Consider the following 22,229-nt stretch of genomic DNA (forward strand, 5'->3'; position numbering starts at 1 on the left):
TCATGAAAACTTCAAAACTTATCTTCGGCCTGGCGTTCTCGGTATTGGCCAGCAGCGCGTTCGCCCTTCCCGCTTTTGCAGAAAATGGTTCGGCTCACACTAGCGCTACTCATGTTGCTGCTGATGGTGCTGATCACGTCGGTGCAAACCGTGTCGCCGCTGATGGTGCTGATCACGTCGGTGCAAACCGTGTCGCCGCTGATGGTGCTGACCACGTCGGTGCAAACCGTGTCGCCGCTGATGGCGCTGACCACGTCGGTGCAAACCGTGTCGCCGCTGATGGCGCTGATGGCGCTGATCACGTCGGTGCAAACCGTGTCGCCGCTGATGGCGCTGATCACGTCGGTGCAAACCGTGTCGCCGCTGATGGTGCTGACCACGTCGGTGCAAACCGTGTGAGCTAACAGCTCACACTGCTCCTTCCAGCCCGGCTTATGCCGGGCTTAATTTTGCGCGGCATGAAAGTCTGGAAACGCTGGTCGATGCCTTGCACTATGGCAGTCTTTCCCAAAGCAGCTGTTGTCATCAGGAATCCCGCCATGCCAGACGATATCCATTTCTACGAACCTTCCCAAGGGCATCGCCTGCCCCACGACCCGTTCAATGCCATCGTCGGCCCGCGTCCTATCGGCTGGATTTCATCCCAGGATGCTCAGGGCAATCTGAATCTGGCGCCTTACAGTTTCTTCAACGCCTTTAACTACATTCCGCCAATCATTGGCTTTTGCAGTGTCGGTCGTAAGGACAGCCTGAATAACATCGAACAGACTGGCGAGTTCGCCTGGAATCTGGCGACCCGGCCACTGGCCGAAGCAATGAACAAGAGCTGCGCAGCCGTCCCGCCGGGAACTGATGAATTTGAGTTGGCGAACCTGACCCCCGTGGCATCGCGCATCATCAAGGTGCCGCGCGTGCTGGAGACGCCGGTGTCGTTCGAATGCAAGGTCACGCAGATCGTGCAGCTGCAACGCGCGAACAGAGAGTTGGTGTCGAGCTGGCTGATTCTTGGCGAAGTGGTGGCGGTGCATATTGCCAAGTCACTGTTGAAAGACGGCATCTACGACACTGCGGCCGCAGAGCCTATTTTGCGCGGAGGCGGCCCTGCCGATTACTTTCAGCTGGGGCCGGAATCACTGTTTAAGATGTACCGGCCCACCGTTTAAACCAGGTTAAAACACCAACTCGCCGTGCGCATCGACATCGACCAGACGGGCCAATACCTCGGTCGCGGCCTGGTCGGCTTCATGCGCTGTTTTGAATTTTTGCCCGTCCAGCACACGATGAAAACGTGGCGCGCCACCCGCGCCATGGGCTTTGACGGCAATCGCCGCATCGTAACCGCCCTCACCGGGCATGACTGCGGAAACCGCTTCGACGTCTTTGAACTCTTTACGTGCCATGCCGCTTATCCTGCCTGTTAATGGGATCGCGGCAATTCTAAACCGTTTGCACGCCAGACCGCAGGGCGGTGGTCATGTCCACACCGTGCATCTGGTTAGCCTGCGCCGCGCTAACAGTGGCAAAGGTATGAAAATCCAGACTGCTGACCACCAGTTCCTGCACCACGTCGGCGAAAACGCTTAGTTCCGGGGTCGAGAAGTAAGCGTTCATCGCCTGCTCGCTGGACCATAAGCCAGACACCAACCACAAATCCGGGTCGCACATTGATTGCTGCAACGCAAAGTGCAGGCAGCCCGGTGCCTTCAACGTCGGATCGATCAGGCGACTCAATCGCACGCCCAAGTGTGCACTGCATCCGGTTCGGGCACGGGCAAAGGCAAGGTGGCTCACGGGGCCTGGATTGGGCATGATCTGCACTCCTGAGGTGGACAGCTTTTATGGGGCGCGGCGCAACTCGCTACAGCACCAGAGATTAGGCCGGTAGGGGAATTTGCCGTTAGCCGGTTTCTGCCCGGTTATTGCCTATTACTGCATCAGGGTGTTTGCTGCCTGTTGCACCTGAACCTGAGCGCAACAATTCCGCGCCTGTCGAACAACGGAGCATCAAGCAAGTTCAGGCCTTGATAAGCGGGAGTTGCTGCCTCTCTGCACGCGCGCCGACAGAATCAGGCAAGCATTGAGCAGAATCCAGGTAGCGCTTTTTTTTGCACAAAAATAGGCTGTGCTCATCGGTGAACCATCAGAGGATTCGAGGCATGTTACAGCGTGAGCCCCCTAGCGTTCAGGTGGACGATGATATGGAAAAGCAGCGTGCCGAGCTGGCCGATATCATTCGACGCTTTGCGCCTGAAGATGGCATTTTCACCACTGCCGTCGCGCCGCTGTACATGGTTCGCTACGATCATCCGGTCCAATCGTTTCCGACGCTGGCGCAACCGGCGCTGTGCATCCTCGCCCAAGGCAGCAAGGACGTGCGCCTGGGTGACGAAAGCTACACCTATGACCCGCTGAATTATCTGGTGCTTTCGGTGGCGATGCCGCTCAGTGGCTGTATTCAGCATGCCACGCCGGAGCACCCGAACCTGGCGCTGCGTCTGGACATCGACCCCGCGCAAATCAATACCCTGATCGCCGAAGCCGGCCTCATGAGCGTGCCGACCCGTCCGACCGGACGCGGGCTGTATATCGAGCGCATTGATTCGCAACTGCTCGATGCAGTGCTGCGTCTGACACGCTTGCTGTCCACTCCAAAAGACATTGCCATGCTCGCGCCGCTGATTCAGCGCGAGATCCTTTACCGTCTGTTACGCAGTCAGCAGGGCTATCAGCTGTATGAAATCGCGATGTCCAACAGCCAGACGCATCGCGTCACGCAGGCAATAAAATGGCTCAACAGCAACTACGAGCAACCCTTGCGGATCGAAGATCTGGCGCGCGAAGTGAACCTCAGCGTGTCAACGCTGCACCATCGCTTCAAGTCGGTGACGGCCATGAGTCCCTTGCAGTACCAAAAGCAGCTACGGTTGCAGGAAGCCCGACGGTTGATGCTGGCTGACGGGCTGGACGCCTCGGCAGCCGGTTATCGGGTCGGCTATGAAAGCCCTTCGCAGTTCAGTCGCGAGTACAGCCGTCTGTTCGGCGCACCGCCCTTGCGCGACCTGGCTCGGCTGCGCAAGCGCGTTTAACCCGCCACCAGCGGTCAGTCATACACGTTCAGGCCGTCAGTACCCGGCAAGCCTCGGCAGGAATGGTGATCGACACCGGATTGCCGATGCTCAGACCGAAGCCCTGGCACGGGGTACTCAGCGCGGTCAGCGAAACACCGGCGCAATCGATAGTGGTTTCGATGGTCGCGCCGATATCACGAACGAAGGTCACGGTGCCCAACAGACGATTGCCAGCAGTCGGCAGCGGCAACGATAGTTGCAGATCCTCCGGGCGCACCAACATTTTGATCTTGGCACCCGCCTCAATGCTCGCGCAGATCGGTACGTCCAACGCTTCACCGCCGGGCAAGCCGACGCGCCCGTTGCCCAGTGCGATAGCAGGAAAGATATTGCCCGAGCCAATAAAGTCGGCGACGAACTCGTTGGCCGGGTTGCGATAGATCTCAATCGGCGTGCCAACTTGTTGCACGCGATTCTGTCCCAGTACCACCACAATGTCGGCCATGGTCATGGCTTCGCGCTGATCGTGAGTCACCAGGATAGTGGTGATATTCAGCCGTTGTTGCAGTTGGCGAATCTCCACCTGCATCGACTCGCGGAGCTTGGCATCGAGTGCCGACAAGGGCTCATCCAACAGCAGCAGCTTGGGGTGCGATGCAATCGCCCGCGCAATGGCCACGCGCTGACGCTGACCACCCGAAAGCTTGGCCACTGGCCGATCAACCATTTGCTGCAACTGGATCAACTCAAGCAATTCCTTGACCCGCGCTTGCTGGTCGGCCTTGCTTACGCCACGCAGTTTCAACGGGTACGCGATGTTTTCCCCCACCGTCATGTGCGGGAACAGCGCCAGTGACTGGAACACCATGCCGAAGTTGCGCTGGTGCGCCGGGGTATGGCTCACGTCCTCGCCATCGAGACGAATCTCGCCGCCGCTCAAGGTTTCCAGGCCCGCGATCATGCGCAACAAGGTGGTCTTGCCGCAGCCGGAGGGGCCGAGAAAACATACCAGTTTGCCTTCGGGCAGGTGCAGGTTGACGTCCGTTACCGCGCAGGCCGAGCCGTAGAATTTCTCGACGTTTTCCAGGATTAATCCGGTCATTTACCTAAACCTCAAAAAATTAGAACGAAACGCCACCTTCACCGACCAGCTTCTCCAACGCCCAAATCAGGACGAAGTCGATCAGCACGATCAACACGGCAAACGAAAAGACGGTCGGATCCAGCGATGACACGGTGCGGCTGTACATCCAGATCGGCACGGTCATCACGTCGATGTTGTAGAGGAAGTAGGTGACGGTGAACTCGTTGAACGAGACGATAAACGCCAACAACATCCCGGCAAGAATCCCCGATTTCATCAACGGCACAACCACGTCGACAATGGCCCGCAACGGTGAAGCGCCGAGCATTTGCGCGGCCTCCTCGACTTCGCTGCCGATGGACATCATCGCCGCAGTGCAGTTTTTCACCACGAACGGCAGCGCCAGAATTACGTGTGCGATAACCAGCCGCGAAGTATTCATCTGAAACGGCAGGCTGTCGAATATCAGCAGCAACGCCAGACCGAGCACCACCATGGGAAACACCAGCGGCAGCGACATTAGTTGCAGTGCCACACCCTTGCCGCGAAATTCGCAGCGTGTCAGGGCATAGGACGCAGGCACCGCGACCAGGGTCGCCAGGACCATGGTCAGGCACGCGACCCACAGACTGGTGGTCATGGCTTTACCTAGACTCAACACATCACTGGCGTCGGGGGAAACAAAGGTATTCCAGGCGGCCTTGTACCACTGCAGGCTGTAGCTGCTGGGCGGAAAGTCCAGGTTCGAGGCACCACTGAACGACATGACGATCATGGTCAGAATCGGCAGCACGGCCAGCAACAGAATGAAGCCTGAGAGGACACCCGCCAAGCGACCGGTGTCTCCAGGTAGGATCGGTTGAAAGCGCAAGCGGCTTTTCGAGGGGCTGCTCATTGCGAAGCCTCCAGCAGACGGCGACGACGGCCGGTGATGTATTCAGAGAGGGTCATGATTGCCAGGGTGGTGACGATCAACACCACACCGGCAGCCGAGGCAGCAGGCCAGTTCATCAGGGGCGCGATCTGGTCGTGGACCATCACCGCCAGCATGGGCACCCGCCGACCGCCGAGCAGTAACGGCACGACGAAACTGCTGGCGTTGTAGGCGAACACCAGCGTGGCGCCGGTGATGATGCCAGGCAGGCTCATCGGCAACACTACTTGGCGAAACACTTGAAAACGACTGGCGCCCAAGGTGGCGGCGGCTTCTTCATAGCTGCGCGAAACCCCGCGCATGGCGCTGGCAATCGGTAATACCGCCAATGGGAAAGCGGTTTGCACCAGGCCCATCAGCACACCATTTTGGTTGTAGAGCATCATCACCGGACGGGTGATGATGCCCAGCCCCATCAACGCCTGATTGAGCATGCCGCCCGGGCCGAGAATCACCAGCCAGCCGTAGCTTTGCAGCAGCAGGTTGACCAGCAGCGGCAGGAGCACGGCAGCCAGAAACACCCGACGCAACAAAGGCGACTGCAAGCGCGACATGGTGTACGCCACCGGAATCGCCAGTACCACCGCGATCACCGCACTGAACAATGCCAGGCGCAAGGTCAGCAGTAATGACTTCAGGTAATACGGCTCAGCCAGTTGTGCGTAGCTGGCAAGGCTGAAGCCGGACCATTCGGCGCCCTTGGTGCCGACACTCATGCGCAACACCAGGAGGCTGGCGGCAATCAACACCGCGAGAAACAGCATCGATGGCGAGAGAAAAAGCCAGGCGCGCGCCGTGGGGGAAATCGTTTTAGCCCGGCGTACCGAGGGCGCGGCGGCCGAGCTGATCAAAGGAGGGTGTTCCATGGCGGTGATCTCGTGGGAGATGGATTCAGCATCGCGGGCAAGCGCGTTCCTACAGGAGCATGTAGGCGCTTGCTTGCCCGCGATTCGCAACTCAGGAAGAGAAGATTTCCGTGTAACGACGAATCCACTGATCGTGAACGGTGGCCAGGAAAGCGTTGTCGTGCATGATCGCTTTGTCGGCAATCTGTTCCGGCGTAAGGATGTACGGGCTCTTGCGCGCTTCTGCCGAGATGATTGCCTTGGCGTTGACCGGGCCGTTGAAGATGTCTTCGGCCATCTTGCCCTGCACCAAAGGGTCGAGAGAATGGTTGATGAAGGCGTAAGCCAGATCGGTGTCGCCCGGACGATTTTTCGGCATGACCGACTGCATCAGGTCGGTATAGAAGCCTTCTTTCATACCAAAGGTAGCACCCAGACCGTAGGCCGGATCGCGAATCTGTTTCGGAAAGAACGCCGGGGCATACAGGCCACCCATGTCCAGCGAGCCCGTGCGGAACAGCTCTGCAATCTGGTTCGGGTTCTCGCCCAAGGTCACTACGCGGTCCTTGAGCTCTGCCAGTTTCTTGAAACCGGGTTCGATGTTGTGCTCATCGCCACCGGCCAGTTTGGCGGCGATGATGATCAGGTCCATGGCCTCGGTCCAGTTCGGCGGCGGCAGGAAAATGTTCGGTGCCAGATCCCGATCCCACAGTGCGGCATAGCTGTCCGGCGCTTCTTTTACCGTGCGGGTACTGTAGATCAGGCTGTTGCACCACAGTAGATAACCGATGCCGTGACCGTTGGCGCCTGTGCGGTATTTTTCAGGCACGTCGACAATATTGGGGATGCGATTGAGGTCTGGTTTTTCCAGCAGACCGGCAGCGGCCAGGCCTTCAGCACCGACACCGGCGAGGGTGATGATGTCGTATTGCGGACGATCACCACCGGCCTTGAGCTTGGCGACCATTTCCGAGGTGCTGCCAGTACGGTCGGCAATAACCTTGGCACCGGTTTTGGCTTCGAAGGTGGCCGCGATATTGCGCAGTGCCGCCAGGCCAGTGTCGTCGGACCAGGTGAGCAAGCGCAGGGTTTTCCCCTGAAACCGGGTATCACTGGCACTGGCCCTGATGAAGGGCATCGACATCGCAGCCGCGGCGACCGATGCAACGCCCACCGTCTTGATGAATTGCCTTCTGTTCAGATCATGCTCGCCCATGACGGACTCCTTTTGTTTTTCTAAAAGTGAGGATTGATCGCAGCTTCGCCCCAGGCTGAGTGCGCCAGTTGATCCCGCTACAGCTCCCGTGCTCCGGGGGCCGTGGCTGATTCGACACGGTCATCCTGAGGCGGGGCTTGAGACGCAACAATCGAAAATTTGTCATTGAAGCCATGTGTCAAACGCATGCCTCGACAGGAGGCATGCGTGAGCTGCTTTGGTGCTAAAAGGCGGCGCGGATGACGTGTTTGAGTTCCTGAAAAGCCTGCAGTCCCCAAGGCCCCAGCTCGCGACCGATGCTGCTCTGCTTGTAGCCACCCCACGCGGCCTGCGGAAAAATCACCTGCGGCGCGTTGATCCATACCAGGCCTGCTTGCAGTGCATTGGCGACACGATCAGCCGTGCCCGGATTACGACTGACCACGCTGGCCACAAGGCCGAATTCGCTGTCGTTGGCCAAGGCGATGGCCTCGTCTTCCGTGGCGAAACGGCGCACGCACAGCACAGGGCCGAAAATCTCTTCGCGCCATAACGCACTGTCCAGGGGCACATCGGTGAACACCGTGGGCTGTATAAAATATCCGCGGGATAGATCCGCAGGCCGCTTACCACCGCACACCAGGCGTGCGCCGTCGTTCACACCCCGCGCGATATGCCCGAGCACCCGTTGGTATTGAGCCTGATTGACCAGTGCGCCCATCTCGACTTCGGGCTCGAAGGGGTCGGCCACGCGGATGGCTTCGGCGCGCGCCTTGAGCTTTTCGAGGAATGCGTCGACCAACTCATCGGCAACCAATACACGACTGGTGGCTGAACACATCTGCCCGGCATTGAAAAATCCGCCACCGCTGGCCAGCTCCACCGCCAGATCCAGATCGGCATCGGCCAGCACCAGCAGCGAGGACTTACCGCCGAGTTCCAGGCTCACGCCCTTGACCGTTTCAGCGGCCCGCTGCATAACCTGAACCCCCACCGCAGTGCTGCCGGTAAATGAGATTTTCGCGACGTTCGGGTGCGCCGACAGTGGCGCACCGACTGCCAGCCCGGTCCCGCAGACCAGGTTGAACACCCCGGCGGGCAGACCGCTTTGCGCAATGATGTCGGCCAGTTCGAGCTCCGGCAGCGGCGTGACTTCCGACGGTTTCAATACCACGCAACAGCCGGCTGCCAAGGCGGGGGCCAGCTTCCAGGCAGTGGTGACCATCGGGAAGTTCCACGGCACGATCAACCCGACGACGCCACACGGTTCACGCCGTAGACGCGCCGCGAAGTCTTCACTGGGTAGCGTCACGGTGCTGTCTTGCTGCCCGTCCAGCGCTTCGGCCAGGCTGGCGTAATAGTCGAATGTGGCGATGACATCATCGACATCGATTGCGGCCTCAAACAGCGGCTTACCGTTGTTGCGCGATTGCAGCTCAATCAGTCGCTCGCGTCGTTCCCGCACCCCGCTGACGATCTTGCGCAACAGCACGCCCCTGGCCGCTCCCGTGGTCTGTGACCAGATAGGGAGTGCCAGACGCGCGGCTCGCACAGCGTGTTCGACGTCCGTGGCATCGCCGCCAGCCAACGTCGCCAGCGGCGCTTCGGTGGCCGGGTTGATCACCCTAAGTTGCTCACTGCCCGACAACCATTGGCCATCAATGTAGAGCCCAGCAAGGGGTGTGCTATTCGGGTTTGCTTGAGCGTTCAGCATGCTTTCATTCCGGTCATCCAGAGGGTCTGGTCTATTTCGATCAAGGTCGGGCATTGGCGGTCGCCCGCTTTTCGCAACGCCAGCTTCAGTTCCTCGACGCCAGCAATCCTCTCTGCTTCACAGCCCAAGGCTTTGGCGACGCCGATAAAGTCGGGGGTATAAATGTCGACGCCCACCGGTTCAATCGAGCGGTTGACCATGTATTTTTTGATTTCCTCGTAGCCCTGATTATTCCAGAGCAGGACGATGATCGGCGTGCGCGCTTCCACAGCGCTGGCCAGTTCCGAGAGGGTAAATTGCAAACCCCCATCGCCTATCAGGCACACCACGGCGCCACGAGCCTTGGCTTCAGAAGCACGCCCCAGCCAGGCGCCAATCGCGGCAGGCAAGGCGTAACCGAGGGTGCCGTAACCGGTCGATGAGTTGAACCAGCGACGCGGCTGCTCCAGATTGAGGGTCAAATTGCCGGTGTAGACGGGTTGAGTCGAGTCGCCGACCAGCACCGCATCGGGTAACACGTCGAGCACCGTCTGCAAAAAAACAGTCTGCCCGCGAGTGGCGTCGTCCCAGGTGGTCGCCAGGGTTTCGCGCAACGCAGCGGCGCGCGTGAGGCCCCAGTCCGCGCAGCGTGGAGCCAGTTCTTTTTTGCCAAGCCCGGCCAACAAAGCTTGCACGGCCGTGTCGGCATCGGCGACCAGCGCCACCTGCGGCGCATAGTTGCGCACGGTCTGATCAGGGTCGATATCAATGCGCAGCAATGCACCCGGGATCTCGAAACCACCGGCGAAGGTGATGTCGTAATCGGTTTCGGCCAGTTCGGTGCCGATGGCCAATACCACATCGGCCTCAGCTACCAGCGCACGCGTCGCCACCAGCGATTGGGTTGAGCCGATCAACAGTGGGTGACGCGATGGCAGCATGCCCTTGGCATTGATGGTCAGCGCTACCGGGGCTTCCAACTGTTCAGCAAGCCGTGCCAACGCAGGCGCGGCATCGATGGCGCCACCACCGGCCAGAATCAATGGCCGCCTGGCCGCCGCCAGCAGGCTGACCATTCGCGCGATGGCCTCGGGCGCCGCACCGGCACGGCTGACATTCACAGGTTCGCTGGTGAGCAACGCGTCGGCATTTTCTACCAATACATCAAGGGGGATTTCGATGTGCACCGGGCGTGGACGACCGGCCTGAAACAACGCAAACGCGCGAGCCAGCACTGCCGGTAATTCCGACGCCGACATCAAGGTGTGGGAAAACGCGGCAACGCCCGCGACCAGATTGCTCTGCGATGGCAGCTCATGCAACTTGCCGCGCCCGCCGCCCAACTGGCTGCGCGATTGCACACTGGAAATCACCAGCATCGGAATCGAGTCAGCGTAGGCCTGGCCCATGGCCGTGGTGATGTTGGTCATGCCAGGGCCGGTGATGATGAAGCACACACCCGGCTTGCCACGGGTGCGCGCATAACCGTCGGCCATGAAGCCGGCGCCTTGCTCATGGCGCGGCGTGACATGGTTGATCGACGAGCCGGCGAGCCCGCGATAGAGCTCGACGGTGTGCACACCCGGGATACCGAAGACCTGCTCGACGCCATAGCCCTCGAGCAATTTGACCAATACTTCGCCGCACGTTGCCATGTTCGCCTGCCTTTCTTTTATTCGGGAACTGCACGTTGTCGCGGCGCTCAGGCCTGCCAGACACACTGCAGATGAGGCCCAATTGGACCCGGCATGCCGTAGCGGTGACAACGCAAAAAATGTCATGCTAGGCATGTCCTCCATTCATGCCTGAGCCCCGATGAAACGCCTGCCGCCCTTACCTGCCCTGCATACTTTTCTGATTACAGCCCAGTGCTGCAATTTCACGCGGGCCGCAGAACTGCTGCACATCACCCAAGGCGCAGTGAGCCGGCAGATCTCGGGGCTGGAAAGTCATCTGGGCTATACGTTGTTCCAGCGCCAGGCACGCGGACTGAGCCTGACCGCCCAAGGGCGCGAGCTGTTCCCACGGATTCAGAAAGTGTTTTCGTTGATCGACGAAGCGGTCGAACACGTCGGTGCGAAACGCGAAACCCTGCGACTCAAGGCCCCGACGTGCATGATGCGTTGGCTGCTGCCGCGTTTGTTGCAGTGGCAGAAAGAGCGCCCGGATGTCCCCGTCGAGCTGACCACCACCGTGCAACATGCCGTGGATTTCCGCCGCGAAGAGTTTGATGCCGCCGTAGTGTATGGGGCACCGCCGGCCAATTCGGTGGCGGCACATCATCTATTCGATGAGCAATTGACCCCGGTCTGTTCTCAGCAACTGTTGGCCGGGCCGATACCGCTCAAGACCCTGGCCGATCTGGAGCAGCACATGCTGCTGCACCCGACTCGCGACCAGCGTGATTGGGAAAGCTGGCTCAAGGTCGCCGGAGCGACCGTCAGTAATATCGCCAAGGGCCAGCATTTCGACACGCTGGACCTCGCCATGTCAGTCGCATCACAAGGGACAGGCGTGGCCATCGGTGATTGGGCTCTGATCGGCGAGGACCTCAGCGCCGGACGGCTGGTGGCGCCCTTCGACCTCAAGGTGCGCACCGGTGCCGCGTATTACCTGGTGTATCCCGAACGCTCCGACCCATCGCCCGAGTTACGCGAACTGATCGACTGGCTGCTCGTCCAGGCGGCCGAGCGCGCCAGTCAATAACTGACGCTCAATAGCCAACTGTAAAGCGCTGACGCGGGTGCGCGTGCTGCTCAACTTCATCGAGCATGGCGATGGCATAGTCGGCAAAGCTGATCGAACTTTTACCGGCGGCACTGACCAGCAAATCGTCTTTACCCAGACGAAATGCACCGGTGCGTTCGCCTTCGAAGAACTCCGCCGACGGCGAAAGAAAGGTCCAGTCCAGCGACTTTTCCTGACTCAGCGTCTCCAGAAACGCCACACCCGCGCCGGCTTCGGCTTTGTACTCTTCAGGGAAGTCTGGCGTATCGATCACCCGCAGACCCGGCGCGACGAACAGACTGCCAGCCCCGCCTACCACCAACAGACGGGGAACCCCAGCCTGCTTCACCGGTTCGATGGTCGCGCGGGCCGACACACTGGAAAAATGCGTCGCACTGATCACCACGTCATGCCCGGCGACTGCATCGGTATAGGCCTTGGCATCGCTGACATCCAGGTTTTTGCAGACCACGCCCGCACGTCCGGCGAGAGAGGAAGGGTCCCGAGCAATGGCCGTCACGCTATGACCACGGCGCAGGGCTTCTTCTAACAGCTGACTTCCGGCACGGCCGGTGGCACCGATAATTGCGATTTTGCTCATGGTGGTTCTCCGAAGGTAAGGTAATGAACAGAGCTTAGTTGCGCGACTCAGTACAAAAAATGCGATGCTTGAGCATAGTTTGTTTCTAAAATCGGGCAAATCATGGATCGGCTAATCGCAATGCGGGTGTTCGTGACAGTGGTGGACAGGGGCAGCCAGTCAGCAGCGGCGGACCATCTGGACATGTCGAGACCAGTGATTTCGCGCTACCTGGCCGAGCTGGAAGACTGGATCGGCGCACGCCTGATGCACCGCACCACGCGCAAACTGAGCCTCACCGCCGCAGGCAACGAAACCCTGCCACGCTGCCGGCAGTTATTAGAGCTGTCGGCCGATATGCAGGCGGCTGTCAGCGTTCCGGCCGATACGCTGCGCGGCGCTTTACGCATCAGCGTCAGTACCTCTTTCGGTCACGCGCAAATGGCCGATGCGGTCAGCGACTTCGTTAAACGGCACCCCGGCGTGAGCATCGATATGCAGGCCCTGGACCGCACGGTGAATCTGATCGACGAGCGCATTGATCTGGCCATTCGAGCCAGCAATGACTTGGACCCGAATCTGATTGCGCGGCGCCTAACGGTCTGTCGCTCGGTGATCTGCGCGTCACCGGGCTACTTGCACGAACATCCCTCGCCACTGCGAGTGGAAGACCTCAGCGAGCATAATTGCCTGACACATTCCTATTTCGGTAAAAGCCTGTGGCATTTCGAGCAGGATGGCGAACAGGTCGCTGTGCCTATCCACGGCAATATCAGTGGCAACGAAACCACCGCCCTGATGCGTGCAACCATGGCTGGAGCCGGCGTGGCAATGCTACCGTCGTACCTGGTCAGCCCGTTTCTGCGCAACGGTGAGCTGATCCGGCTATTACCCGAAGCGCGGCCTCTGGACCTGACCCTGTATGCGGTGTACGCCTCACGCAAGCATATGCCCACCACCTTGCGCAGTTTGTTGGACTTCCTCGTCGACCGGTTCAAGGCAGGACCCGAATGGGATGAGAACCTTTGACAGAGATTCGCAATTTGTTATTCGGCCGGCATGCATACCGCCCTATCGAGTAGCCTGCTATCGGTCTAGAATAGCCTGCCCTGTCCTGCCGACTTTTACGGCGAGGTCACTGCTAGTTGAGCCCCTACTTGACCAGTCTCAACCAACCTAAACCTGCGATCCGAGGCGTGTTATTCGCGCTGATGATGGCGGTCTTTCTCAGCGCACTGGATCAGACCATTGTTGCAGTCTCGATGCCGGCGATCTCTGCGCAATTCAACGATTTCGACCTGCTCGCGTGGGTGATCTCTGCCTACATGGTGGCGATGACTGTTGCGGTGCCTATTTATGGCAAGCTCGGCGATCTGTATGGACGCCGGCGCCTGATGCTGTTTGGTCTGGGAATGTTCACCCTGGCCTCATTGTTCTGCGGCGTGGCCCAAAGCATGGAGCAACTGGTGCTGGCGCGGATACTTCAGGGCATCGGCGCGGGCGGCATGGTTTCGGTCAGTCAGGCGATCATTGGCGACATCATCCCGCCTCGCGAACGCGGGCGTTATCAAGGTTACTTCAGCGGCATGTACGCGCTGGCGAGCGTGGCCGGGCCGGTGCTCGGCGGCTTCATGACCCAATACCTGTCGTGGCGCTGGGTATTCCTGATCAATCTGCCGCTGGGCATCAGCGCCTTGTGGATCGCCCACCGCAGGCTGGTCGGGCTGCCTATTCCACAACGCAAGCCGATCATCGACTACCTCGGCACGCTGCTGATGATCATCGGCCTGAGTGCGCTGTTGCTGGGCATTACCGAAATCGGCCAAGGCCATGACTGGCGCGACAGCCAGGTGCTCGCGCTGCTGGGGATCGCGCTCTTGGCCCTGATCACGTTTGTCGGGTACGAGCATCGCACCCAGGAGCCCTTGCTGCCGATGCACCTGTTTGCAAATCGCAACGCGGTGTTGTGCTGGTGCACGATGTTCTTCACCAGTTTCCAGGCCATCTCCTTGATCGTGTTGCTGCCACTGCGCTTCCAGACCGTGACCGGCGGCGGTGCCGACAGCGCAGCCCTGCACCTGATGCCATTGGCCATCGGCATGCCCATGGGCGCGTATTTCGCCGGCCGGCGCACCTCAATGACCGGGCGCTACAAACCGATGATTCTCATCGGAGCAGTGTTGATGCCCCTTGCCATCCTGGGCATGGCCTACACCCCACCGCAAGCAGCGCTGCTCAGCGGTGCGTTCATGGTGTTGACCGGTTTTGCCAGCGGCCTGCAGTTCCCAACGTCGCTGGTCGGCACTCAAAATTCGGTGGCGCAGCGAGACATGGGCGTCGCCACCAGCACCACCAACCTGTTCCGCTCACTGGGTGGCGCAGTCGGTGTGGCACTGATGTCGGCGCTGCTGCTGGCAATGCTGCAACGGTCCGGCCTCGCACAACTGAGCGGCACCCCCATGGGCGCCGAAGGCAGTTCGGGCAACGTATTGATGGACAGCCTGAATGCCGCCAGTGGACCGGCGCAACAATACTTGCGAGGGGAATTGCTCCTGACATTCCGGCATTTACTGATGGTCAGCGCGGGGATTTCGCTGTTAGGTCTGGCCGCCGCACTGGCGATGCCTGACAACCTGTTGCGCGGGCGCGGGGACAAAGACAGGGACGTCTGAAACAGCTTCGCCAGGTCGCTGATTCGCGGCGGCCTGACGAAGCGACAGGGTTGATGACGTTATAGGCTGTAGTAACCCACCGCGACCAGATAGTGACCGACCTTGCGCACGTACGCGTGCTTGTTCTCTACCTTGTTGGTCACCGGGTTGCGCCAACGGTATTCGTATTCGCCCTCGTCCTGTTTTTTGATCAACGCCAGAATCGGCTCGCCCACGGGCTTACCTTCAGGGTCTTTGACCTTGCTGAAATCCGTATTGATCAGCCGCAGATTGGTACCGTGGGCGGCATAACGCTGGTTGTTCAGATCGACCACGAACACATAGAGGTCATCGTGAAGGAACCCGCCTTTCAAACTGTTGATGGCGCTGAGGGTGCCCTGCTCGTCCTTGGCCAGTTCAGCGGAGGCTTTGTCCAGCAAGGCCTTGGCCTGTTCGGACGATGCGCGTGGCAGGTAATAACCGACCGCCAGGATCCGGTCACCCACACGCTGGTAGTACACGTGCTTGAGCTCGACCTTGCCATCGCTCCAGTTCTGCCAGCGGTATTCTGCCTGCTGGATACCCTCGGCTTGCGGTGCCGCCAGGCCTTGCTTGAACGCTTTTTGCAAATCAGGTCCCAGTAAATCGGACACGTCACGTCCGATCAACGCAACGGAAGGCCCGCCGCTGGCCAGCATCACGCCGTTGGTATCGACCACATAGACATAGAGTTCCCCCTTGACGAAGTCCCCCTGACGGCTGAATTCGGCAAATGCCTTATCGCCCTGATCGTGATATCGAGCCAGCGCTTTGACCAGCAAGGCCTTGGCGGCCTGCCCATCATCGACTGTTTTCGCCGTCGTTTCAGCTGCCGCCCAAGCATGGCTGAAGCACAGGCATAACAATCCGCCCACTACAGCTTGTTTCAGCAGACCCCTCATTGCGCATTCCCCAATCTTATTAGTGTCGTCATAGCTTAGACGGCTGGTGGAGATAGGGAATTATTCACAAAGACAAGGTTCGCTGGACCGCCCCCTTAAGCCGAGCCTGCCTGACCGGCCTCGCAGAATGTTTCAATCGGAAATCACCTTGCACCCCGTAGCGTCTTGCAGCGCTTGCAGGCTCACTCCAGGGGCAATTTCCACCAGTTTCAAACCGGCCTCGGTGACATCCAGCACGGCCAGGTCGGTGATGACCCGGTTGACCACGCCAACGCCGGTCAACGGCAGGTCGCAGTTTTTCAACAGCTTGTGGGCGCCGCCCTTGGCCGTGTGCTCCATCAATACGACAACACGCTTGACCCCGGCTACCAGGTCCATGGCGCCCCCCATGCCCTTGACCATCTTCCCAGGGATCATCCAGTTGGCCAGATCACCTTTTTCAGAAACCTGCATGGCCCCAAGAATCGACAGGTTGATATGGCCGCCCCGGATCATCGCAAACGAGTCGGCACTGTTGAAAAAGCTGCTGCCGGGCAACGTGGTGATGGTCTGTTTACCCGCATTGATCAGGTCAGGGTCGACTTCGTTGTCACGCGGAAACGGGCCGATACCCAGCAGGCCATTTTCACTTTGCAGCCAAACGTCCATGCCTTCGGGAATGTAGTTGGCGACCAACGTCGGCAAACCGATACCGAGGTTGACGTAAAAGCCGTCCTGCAATTCTTGGGCAGCGCGTTGCGCCATTTCTTCACGAGTCCAGGCCATGATCAGGCGCTCCGCACAGTGCGTTGTTCGATACGTTTTTCAGGCGTGGCGTTGAGCACCAGACGCTGTACGTAAATGCCCGGCAAGTGAATCTGATCCGGGTCCAGCTCGCCGAGCTCGACGATCTCTTCGACTTCGACCACGCAGACTTTCGCGGCCATGGCTGCCAGCGGGTTAAAGTTGCGCGCGGTCTTGTTGAACACCAGGTTGCCGGATTTGTCCGCCTTCCAGGCTTTGACCAAGGCAACGTCGGCGCGCAGGGAGCGCTCCATCACGAACCACTCGCCATCGAACTCACGGGTTTCCTTGCCCTCGGCGACCAAGGTGCCGTAACCGGTTTTGGTAAAAAACGCCGGGATACCCGCGCCGCCCGCACGCAACTTTTCGGCCAGTGTTCCTTGAGGGGTGAATTCAAGCTCCAGCTCTCCAGCCAGATACTGACGCTCGAACTCTTTGTTCTCGCCCACGTAGGACGAGATCATTTTGCGGATCTGCCGGGTGGTGAGCAGTTGGCCCAGGCCAAAGCCGTCAACGCCAGCGTTGTTGCTGATGACGGTCAACTCACGCTTGCCGCTGTCTCGTAGCGCGGCGATCAAGGCTTCCGGAATACCACACAGGCCAAAGCCGCCAACCGCCAGGGTCATGCCATCTTCGACGAGACCTTGCAGAGCTGATTCGGCGGTCGAGTAGATTTTGTTCAATTGTTATTCCTCGAAGATCGCCATGCCCAAGGTTATCGCGGGCAGCGGCGCAGGTTTCGGGTCGTGGCTTTACGGTGTCGTCTGAGCGTAGACCGCTGATGGGGATAACGCAGTATTCATCGAGACGAGTTTGGGTACCCCTGGCGTCGGTCCCTGGTCCTCAGAAAGTCATTGAGCCCACTATCACTTGGCCCCTTCCACCCAAAACCATTGAACCCGCCCAGCCTTCAAGTGCGGGAAAGCCGGCATGACGTCACCTTCGGTAAACAGTCGCCGCGAGCGCGCCGTGGCGTTGCTGAACCAGTAACCGGTGTGCGTGCAGGGGTCACCCACGTTAAGCGCAGGCTTGGGCTGTTCGTCGAAGCGCGCATACCACCGCGCGGTGGACGCTTCGCTAAAGCCTCCATGCACGGGATAGGGGTGCAGACAACCGGTGTCCTGTACGCGTATCGATTTGAGCGCAGCGTTCACATCAACGTAAGCCGCTGGCGACGCCTCACCCTGCCTGCCCAGGTCCGGCAAGACGCCGGCGCGGATGATCAAGCCATCGTTATAGGCATGAAAAACGACGGCACTGCAACGGCTGAGCTGTCGGCGCAATGCATCGCTGCCGCCCAACCGCGCGACAAAGCGGTTACCAATAATCGTGTACCAATTCACCCCTTTGATGTGATCGAGCAAGCGCAAGCTGTCTATATGCGGCAAGGGATCGACCATCAGGCCGGTATATTTCTGCGCCAGTTGGTATTCCAACGGGAAGTAGTGATGACCGTCATTAGGAAACACGCACGCCAGACCACCATAACCATGCTCTGCCTGGACCTGATCACACAGGTATTTAAGCCAGCACTCATAGCGTTGAGCGCCTTCGGGCTCAAGCAGCATGGACAACGGCAAGACCATTTTCAGACAGGAGCGATCAATGTCGGCCTGGCTTCGGGGCGTGTTCATGACAAACAGCCGATACTCGGCAGTTTCTTGCAACGTGCCACTGCCAATCGACCAGATAAATTGCTCGTCCGGCGAACTGTCGAGAATCTTGCGTCGACAACCGGCAAAGCTGCTGGGCGTCATTTTTCGCAGGTGCTTGTAGAACTGCCATTTGAGCCTGGCTTTGAACTGCTGGCGAAACCAGACGAAACATTCTTCTATCCGCTGTTTGGTTTCCAGTGTGTGGCCGTGCCTGAAGTAGAGCGTGGTAATCAGCCCTAGGCGAACGACTGGATCGCCTTCAGCAGAGTTGATCGCCAGACTCGCAGCCTGATACCTGAGCCGACCCAAAGGGCTTACGTCATCAGAGACAATTTCTGACATGCCCTGTCCTCTCAATCTGAAGTTTTCTGACTGCAGAGACTGAAGGGTCTTTCGGGGAGGGGCAATACGCGAAAATTACTTTGGGAAATCAGCCACGCATTTCAAGAAGTGTCCTACTCATGTCCTACAAAAATAGCGACTTTTTCAGCGTTTTCGCTGCCCCAGGCAACGGACGCAAAGAGCCGTGGGGTTATGGGTTCTGAAAAGCGGCTAATTTATGAATGCAGGCCGATTTTTTCGTGATGTTAACAATACGTCTTTTTTAAGCGTTTAGCGCGGGGCCGCTGTGAAAAGAAGGTCTTACTTCAGACCGTTCCTAAAAGGTCAGGCAGCACCCTTAGTTTCAGCGGCGGCCCTTGTACCGTCATGATTGTTATTTTATGGGATTTGTGACAAACAAGGTTGCTTGGTCACGTTGAAATAAAGCATTCGATAGTCCTCGCACGAGAATGAGAGAAGAGTTTCCATTCTCGCCCCTCAAGGCACCTGAAGGTATCGAGAACGTGACGATTACTTTATCCTGCCCTGGCTCAAATACAATAAGCGCCTCAAGCTTCATCATTTTTTTAACCATATGAAATATTACAGTTTCCAGGCGCATGGAGACGCTCAGCGCACTAGCCTCTGATAGGGTGACCGTAATGTTCAGGTCCTGAACTGTCTCCTTGGACTCGATGTAGGAGTCTTCAACGGCAATGAAAGGTAGCGAGGTGAAAGAGGGCGTATCGACTGCAGCTGGACTGATAAAAGCGATGTCGGACAAATAGATATTTCCGCCTTCAGGTAGCGTAAAGGAGAGCATATTGACGGGCTGAGAAAAATCAATATTTAAATTACTGAGAGGCACTAAAATTTGCTGCAAGAGGAAAGTTTCAACGCCAGGAACTATTTCAACGACAGGCAACAACATGATTTGATTTGCAGCCGGGTTTAATATGAGATTACCTAACGCAATATCAAGCTTTACGAGCGCTTGAGGATTCTCTTCGAGTAGATGAGTGACGTAAAAACTTAAATGCGTGTAGCGTGAGATATCAACGGGATCTTCATTGTCGCGGGGGTAGAGTTCGAGTTTGGCCGGCGATGATGCTATCGTATTTTTCAAGTTCAAAAAACTGTGATGGAGGTGGTGTGTATAGCGCTCTGACTTGCTGAATGATGCCTGTTTTTTTATTTCGCCCTCCCCCAGCCTGATGGTCCAGGCCCATTTTCCTGGTGTAGATGAAGCGTCATCAGAGTAAAGAGTTTCAAAACTTTGGACATTATAAGTATTTGATCGTTGAACGTGTGCAGAACTTCGAACTTCGGCCTTGGGCAGTAGAGGTACACTTACAGATGAACCATCAAAGAACGGCAAAAATTGCTGCTCACCTCCGAGCGTCAGGCGAAAAAAACCAGCGATATAAAATGCCCCTAGAAGACGCTGTTCCTCTTGTGTCAGTCGAGGGACAGTCAGATCACCCCAAGCGAGAGCGTCATCCTCTCCCAATGGATAACCGGGCGACCATATTTCATTAAAATAGTTATGATTGGCGCCCATCAGCAATACGGAACTTCGCAATACATTGTCATTGAATGCGAGCCTGGAGAGATCTAAAGATTGTTGACCGTTTAAATTTTTGGAGTCACTGTCTAAAAACGGATGAATGAACGCTGTGTGGGTATCGGGGACGCTGATACCTTCATACGAAGTACCCCCTAATAATAAAGCCGCCGGTATACCATAACCTCTTTTCAGCAGACGATTCAGGGTGATAGTCCGCGCGACGCCTTCGCCGCCGCGCGAATGCCCCATCAACCCTATGTTGTTTAGGTCAAGCCTGCCTTTCAGGAGCGGAAGATCTGGGCAATTACCTTTGTTCGCTTCGGTGAGTAAGTCAAGGTGAGCTAAAATCAAATGAGCCCGCGATGTACTTTCCAGGTTAGGGAGTTGCTTTGATCCTATGCCGTAAATGGCGTTAGCCGACAGGGACACAACGACGTAACCATGACTAGCCAGTTCTGTTGCTGCCGTGCTGTAACCTTCATGACTGGGGATGGGTGCTTTATTGGGCGGACAGGGCCATGCTTGAATTTTAGGTTCGCGACCAAGTGTAGCCGAATAGCACACGTGATGACGACCATGTAAGAAAATAACAACGGGGTGAGCTTCTTCGGTGTCTTTCGGCAGATACACCGCCGCGCGAAATTCTGACTTAAAAGGAGGGTTAGCAGGCAGCTCCAAGACGTCATCGCCATAATCATAATCATAACGAATTACTTGGAAAGTACCTGACGGAACTGGGCCAGGCCCTGTTGCCTTTTGAGTTCGTGTTCGAGCTTTTTTTTGCCGAGGCGCGCCCTCATATCCTGCTTGAGTTTGAAGTGTTTTAACAAACTCTTCCGGAGCAATGACTTCTTTTATTTGGTTAATGCTCACGAAATTATTTTCAAGGTCCTTAGTCATGCGTATTGCTCCATTTCTATCGTGAGCGAGTGCCTATCCGCAAGAGGTCAGACAGATCACTGTACTGCGTATTTTTAGGCCACTAACAGCTTAGAACAGGAGCATGAAAACGCAAGTTTGAAGTACACCCTAACCGGATGTCAGGGAAGGCGATGCTGTTCCGTAAGAATAGAGTCGCCTTTCGCGAGCGACGGCGCGAGGGCATTGCCCCGACCAAGCAGCGGGCGCTTACCGAGGCCGCAAAAAAACCTGCCCGACGAGCAGACCGTCGTACGTCGGCAACGAGCCTCTGCCGGCGAGCAGAAAGCCCAGTTGGCCCATGAGCTCGGTAATAAGTAGGGAAACCTTTGCCAGTCCTTATGCAAGGATAACTGATACATGCCCGTCGCTCGATACTCTCGGTCACTGAGCGCGACGCTCTGCTTGCGCTGCCGGACAGCCAGGACGACTTGATCCCCTACGCCTTCCTTTGACTATCCATGTGAAACGGCAACAGGCCCTAGGTAAATACTTAGTAAACTAACTATCCCGACAACGTGCAGGAAGATATAAATACAGGCCAAGCGCCATCCGGTTATATTCGTTCGGATAGCGCTGCCTGAGCACCGTTCAAGAACGCAAAGCGGGGCTCAAGCGAAGCATGTCCAGAACGGTATCGACCAGTTGCTCGGCCTCTTTACAGAGCGCAAAGCTGTCCGGGATCAGCAACCACTGGCCAAGAATGCCGTCAATATAGCCATGCAGACAGATCGAGGCGCGTGTGGTGTTCAGATCGGCAGGCAATTGGTTTTTACGCACGGCATTGCTCAGGGCCAGCCCGATGCGGTCATTGCAGTCGACGGCTGCAGCTTGACGCTGTCGCCGCATGTCACACATTTCATCGGTGAATTCGCACTTATGAAACAGAATTTCATTGATGCGACGGGTTTTAGGGTCTAGTGCAACTTGATGAAACAAATGAATCAGCAATTTTCGCATGCAGCCCAGCGGGTCAACTTCGTCCTCACTTTCGCTGGCTTTGGCCATTTCATCGAGCGGCTCATGCAGGCTGTCGAGCATCGCCTGCACCAGATCAGCTTTATTGCTGAAGTGCCAATAAATGGCGCCACGAGTCACACCCGCAAGCTTGGCAATGTCCGCGAGCGTGGTGCGGGCCACCCCGCGCTCATAGAACGCCTTCTCGGCAGCTTCCAGAATCTGGCTTCGGGTTTCCTGAGCTTCCTCTTTGGTGCGACGGACCATGGCAGTAAAACCTCAATCAAAATGTCGCAAGCTGATGACGTCA

At 57.7% G+C, this 22,229-nt stretch carries 21 protein-coding genes; 6 read left to right on the top strand and 15 right to left on the bottom strand.

What is annotated here, in order from left to right; all coding sequences use genetic code 11:
• The first annotated feature begins 2 nt into the window (after positions 1-2).
• Together QN399_RS01670 and QN399_RS01675 are read left to right on the top strand one after the other, a co-directional pair.
• The gene (locus QN399_RS01670) at positions 3-404 is read left to right on the top strand and encodes a hypothetical protein (protein WP_330200476.1); all 402 of its coding nucleotides are present in this window, start codon (positions 3-5) and stop codon (positions 402-404) included.
• Positions 405-539: 135 nt separating this feature from the next.
• The gene (locus tag QN399_RS01675) at positions 540-1,163 is read left to right on the top strand and encodes a flavin reductase family protein (protein WP_322181616.1); all 624 of its coding nucleotides are present in this window, start codon (positions 540-542) and stop codon (positions 1,161-1,163) included.
• 6 nt (positions 1,164-1,169) lie between these two features.
• On the opposite strand, the gene QN399_RS01680 is transcribed toward QN399_RS01675, so the two are convergent.
• Together QN399_RS01680 and QN399_RS01685 are read right to left on the bottom strand one after the other, a co-directional pair.
• The gene (locus QN399_RS01680; protein WP_322181618.1) at positions 1,170-1,400 is read right to left on the bottom strand and encodes a hypothetical protein; all 231 of its coding nucleotides are present in this window, start codon (positions 1,398-1,400) and stop codon (positions 1,170-1,172) included.
• Between the two features lie 37 nt (positions 1,401-1,437).
• Positions 1,438-1,809, bottom strand: a complete 372-nt coding sequence (locus tag QN399_RS01685) for an antibiotic biosynthesis monooxygenase family protein (RefSeq protein ID WP_322217863.1) — start codon at positions 1,807-1,809, stop codon at positions 1,438-1,440.
• 347 nt (positions 1,810-2,156) lie between these two features.
• Here QN399_RS01685 and QN399_RS01690 point away from each other — a divergent pair, with 347 nt between their 5' ends.
• Positions 2,157-3,086 carry an AraC family transcriptional regulator gene (locus QN399_RS01690; RefSeq protein ID WP_322181622.1) on the top strand — a complete coding sequence of 310 codons (930 nt, stop codon included), beginning with the start codon at positions 2,157-2,159 and terminating at the stop codon, positions 3,084-3,086.
• 28 nt (positions 3,087-3,114) lie between these two features.
• Here the strand turns inward: QN399_RS01690 and QN399_RS01695 are convergent, their stop codons facing one another.
• From QN399_RS01695 to QN399_RS01720, 6 genes are all read right to left on the bottom strand, one after another.
• Positions 3,115-4,170, bottom strand: coding sequence for an ABC transporter ATP-binding protein (locus QN399_RS01695; protein ID WP_322181624.1), 1,056 nt, complete (start codon positions 4,168-4,170; stop codon positions 3,115-3,117).
• Positions 4,171-4,189: 19 nt separating this feature from the next.
• Positions 4,190-5,047 (bottom strand): ABC transporter permease, encoded by an 858-nt coding sequence (locus QN399_RS01700; protein ID WP_219062157.1) that lies wholly within the window; start codon positions 5,045-5,047, stop codon positions 4,190-4,192.
• Positions 5,044-5,952: an ABC transporter permease gene (locus tag QN399_RS01705; protein ID WP_322181627.1), complete on the bottom strand. Its 909-nt coding sequence runs from the start codon at positions 5,950-5,952 to the stop codon at positions 5,044-5,046. The genes QN399_RS01700 and QN399_RS01705 overlap by 4 nt, the downstream gene beginning before the upstream one ends.
• A 91-nt stretch (positions 5,953-6,043) precedes the next feature.
• Positions 6,044-7,147 (bottom strand): ABC transporter substrate-binding protein, encoded by a 1,104-nt coding sequence (locus QN399_RS01710; RefSeq protein ID WP_322181629.1) that lies wholly within the window; start codon positions 7,145-7,147, stop codon positions 6,044-6,046.
• 223 nt (positions 7,148-7,370) lie between these two features.
• The gene (locus tag QN399_RS01715) at positions 7,371-8,840 is read right to left on the bottom strand and encodes an aldehyde dehydrogenase family protein (RefSeq protein WP_322181631.1); all 1,470 of its coding nucleotides are present in this window, start codon (positions 8,838-8,840) and stop codon (positions 7,371-7,373) included.
• Positions 8,834-10,474, bottom strand: a complete 1,641-nt coding sequence (locus QN399_RS01720; protein ID WP_322217867.1) for a 5-guanidino-2-oxopentanoate decarboxylase — start codon at positions 10,472-10,474, stop codon at positions 8,834-8,836. The genes QN399_RS01715 and QN399_RS01720 overlap by 7 nt, the downstream gene beginning before the upstream one ends.
• A gap of 160 nt (positions 10,475-10,634) precedes the next feature.
• Here QN399_RS01720 and QN399_RS01725 point away from each other — a divergent pair, with 160 nt between their 5' ends.
• Positions 10,635-11,525 (top strand): LysR substrate-binding domain-containing protein, encoded by an 891-nt coding sequence (locus QN399_RS01725; RefSeq protein WP_219062162.1) that lies wholly within the window; start codon positions 10,635-10,637, stop codon positions 11,523-11,525.
• A gap of 7 nt (positions 11,526-11,532) precedes the next feature.
• Here QN399_RS01725 and QN399_RS01730 read toward each other — a convergent pair whose 3' ends face one another.
• Positions 11,533-12,147: an NAD(P)-dependent oxidoreductase gene (locus tag QN399_RS01730; RefSeq protein WP_322181636.1), complete on the bottom strand. Its 615-nt coding sequence runs from the start codon at positions 12,145-12,147 to the stop codon at positions 11,533-11,535.
• Between the two features lie 102 nt (positions 12,148-12,249).
• Between QN399_RS01730 and QN399_RS01735 the strand changes: the two genes are divergently transcribed.
• Both QN399_RS01735 and QN399_RS01740 read left to right on the top strand, forming a co-directional pair.
• Entirely contained in the window at positions 12,250-13,155 is a 906-nt protein-coding gene (locus QN399_RS01735) for a LysR family transcriptional regulator (RefSeq protein WP_322181638.1), read from the top strand.
• A gap of 128 nt (positions 13,156-13,283) precedes the next feature.
• Entirely contained in the window at positions 13,284-14,798 is a 1,515-nt protein-coding gene (locus tag QN399_RS01740; protein ID WP_322181640.1) for an MDR family MFS transporter, read from the top strand.
• Between the two features lie 59 nt (positions 14,799-14,857).
• Here QN399_RS01740 and QN399_RS01745 read toward each other — a convergent pair whose 3' ends face one another.
• The 6 genes from QN399_RS01745 to QN399_RS01770 all read right to left on the bottom strand — a co-directional run bounded on the left by QN399_RS01745 (position 14,858) and on the right by QN399_RS01770 (position 22,186).
• On the bottom strand, positions 14,858-15,718 hold the full coding sequence (locus QN399_RS01745) for a cache domain-containing protein (protein ID WP_322181642.1): 861 nt from the start codon (positions 15,716-15,718) through the stop codon (positions 14,858-14,860).
• Between the two features lie 132 nt (positions 15,719-15,850).
• Complete coding sequence (locus tag QN399_RS01750) at positions 15,851-16,483, bottom strand: CoA transferase subunit B (protein ID WP_330200477.1); 633 nt, start codon at positions 16,481-16,483, stop codon at positions 15,851-15,853.
• A gap of 2 nt (positions 16,484-16,485) precedes the next feature.
• Positions 16,486-17,184, bottom strand: coding sequence for a CoA transferase subunit A (locus tag QN399_RS01755; protein ID WP_322181646.1), 699 nt, complete (start codon positions 17,182-17,184; stop codon positions 16,486-16,488).
• A gap of 183 nt (positions 17,185-17,367) precedes the next feature.
• Complete coding sequence (locus QN399_RS01760; RefSeq protein WP_322181648.1) at positions 17,368-18,498, bottom strand: DUF3396 domain-containing protein; 1,131 nt, start codon at positions 18,496-18,498, stop codon at positions 17,368-17,370.
• 373 nt (positions 18,499-18,871) lie between these two features.
• Positions 18,872-20,944, bottom strand: a complete 2,073-nt coding sequence (locus tag QN399_RS01765) for a hypothetical protein (protein ID WP_330200478.1) — start codon at positions 20,942-20,944, stop codon at positions 18,872-18,874.
• 609 nt (positions 20,945-21,553) lie between these two features.
• Complete coding sequence (locus QN399_RS01770) at positions 21,554-22,186, bottom strand: TetR family transcriptional regulator (protein ID WP_322181655.1); 633 nt, start codon at positions 22,184-22,186, stop codon at positions 21,554-21,556.
• Positions 22,187-22,229 lie beyond the last annotated feature (43 nt).

Origin of the sequence: Pseudomonas sp. 10C3, assembly GCF_036346185.1 — a bacterium.
In the GTDB taxonomy this organism is placed as follows: domain Bacteria; phylum Pseudomonadota; class Gammaproteobacteria; order Pseudomonadales; family Pseudomonadaceae; genus Aquipseudomonas.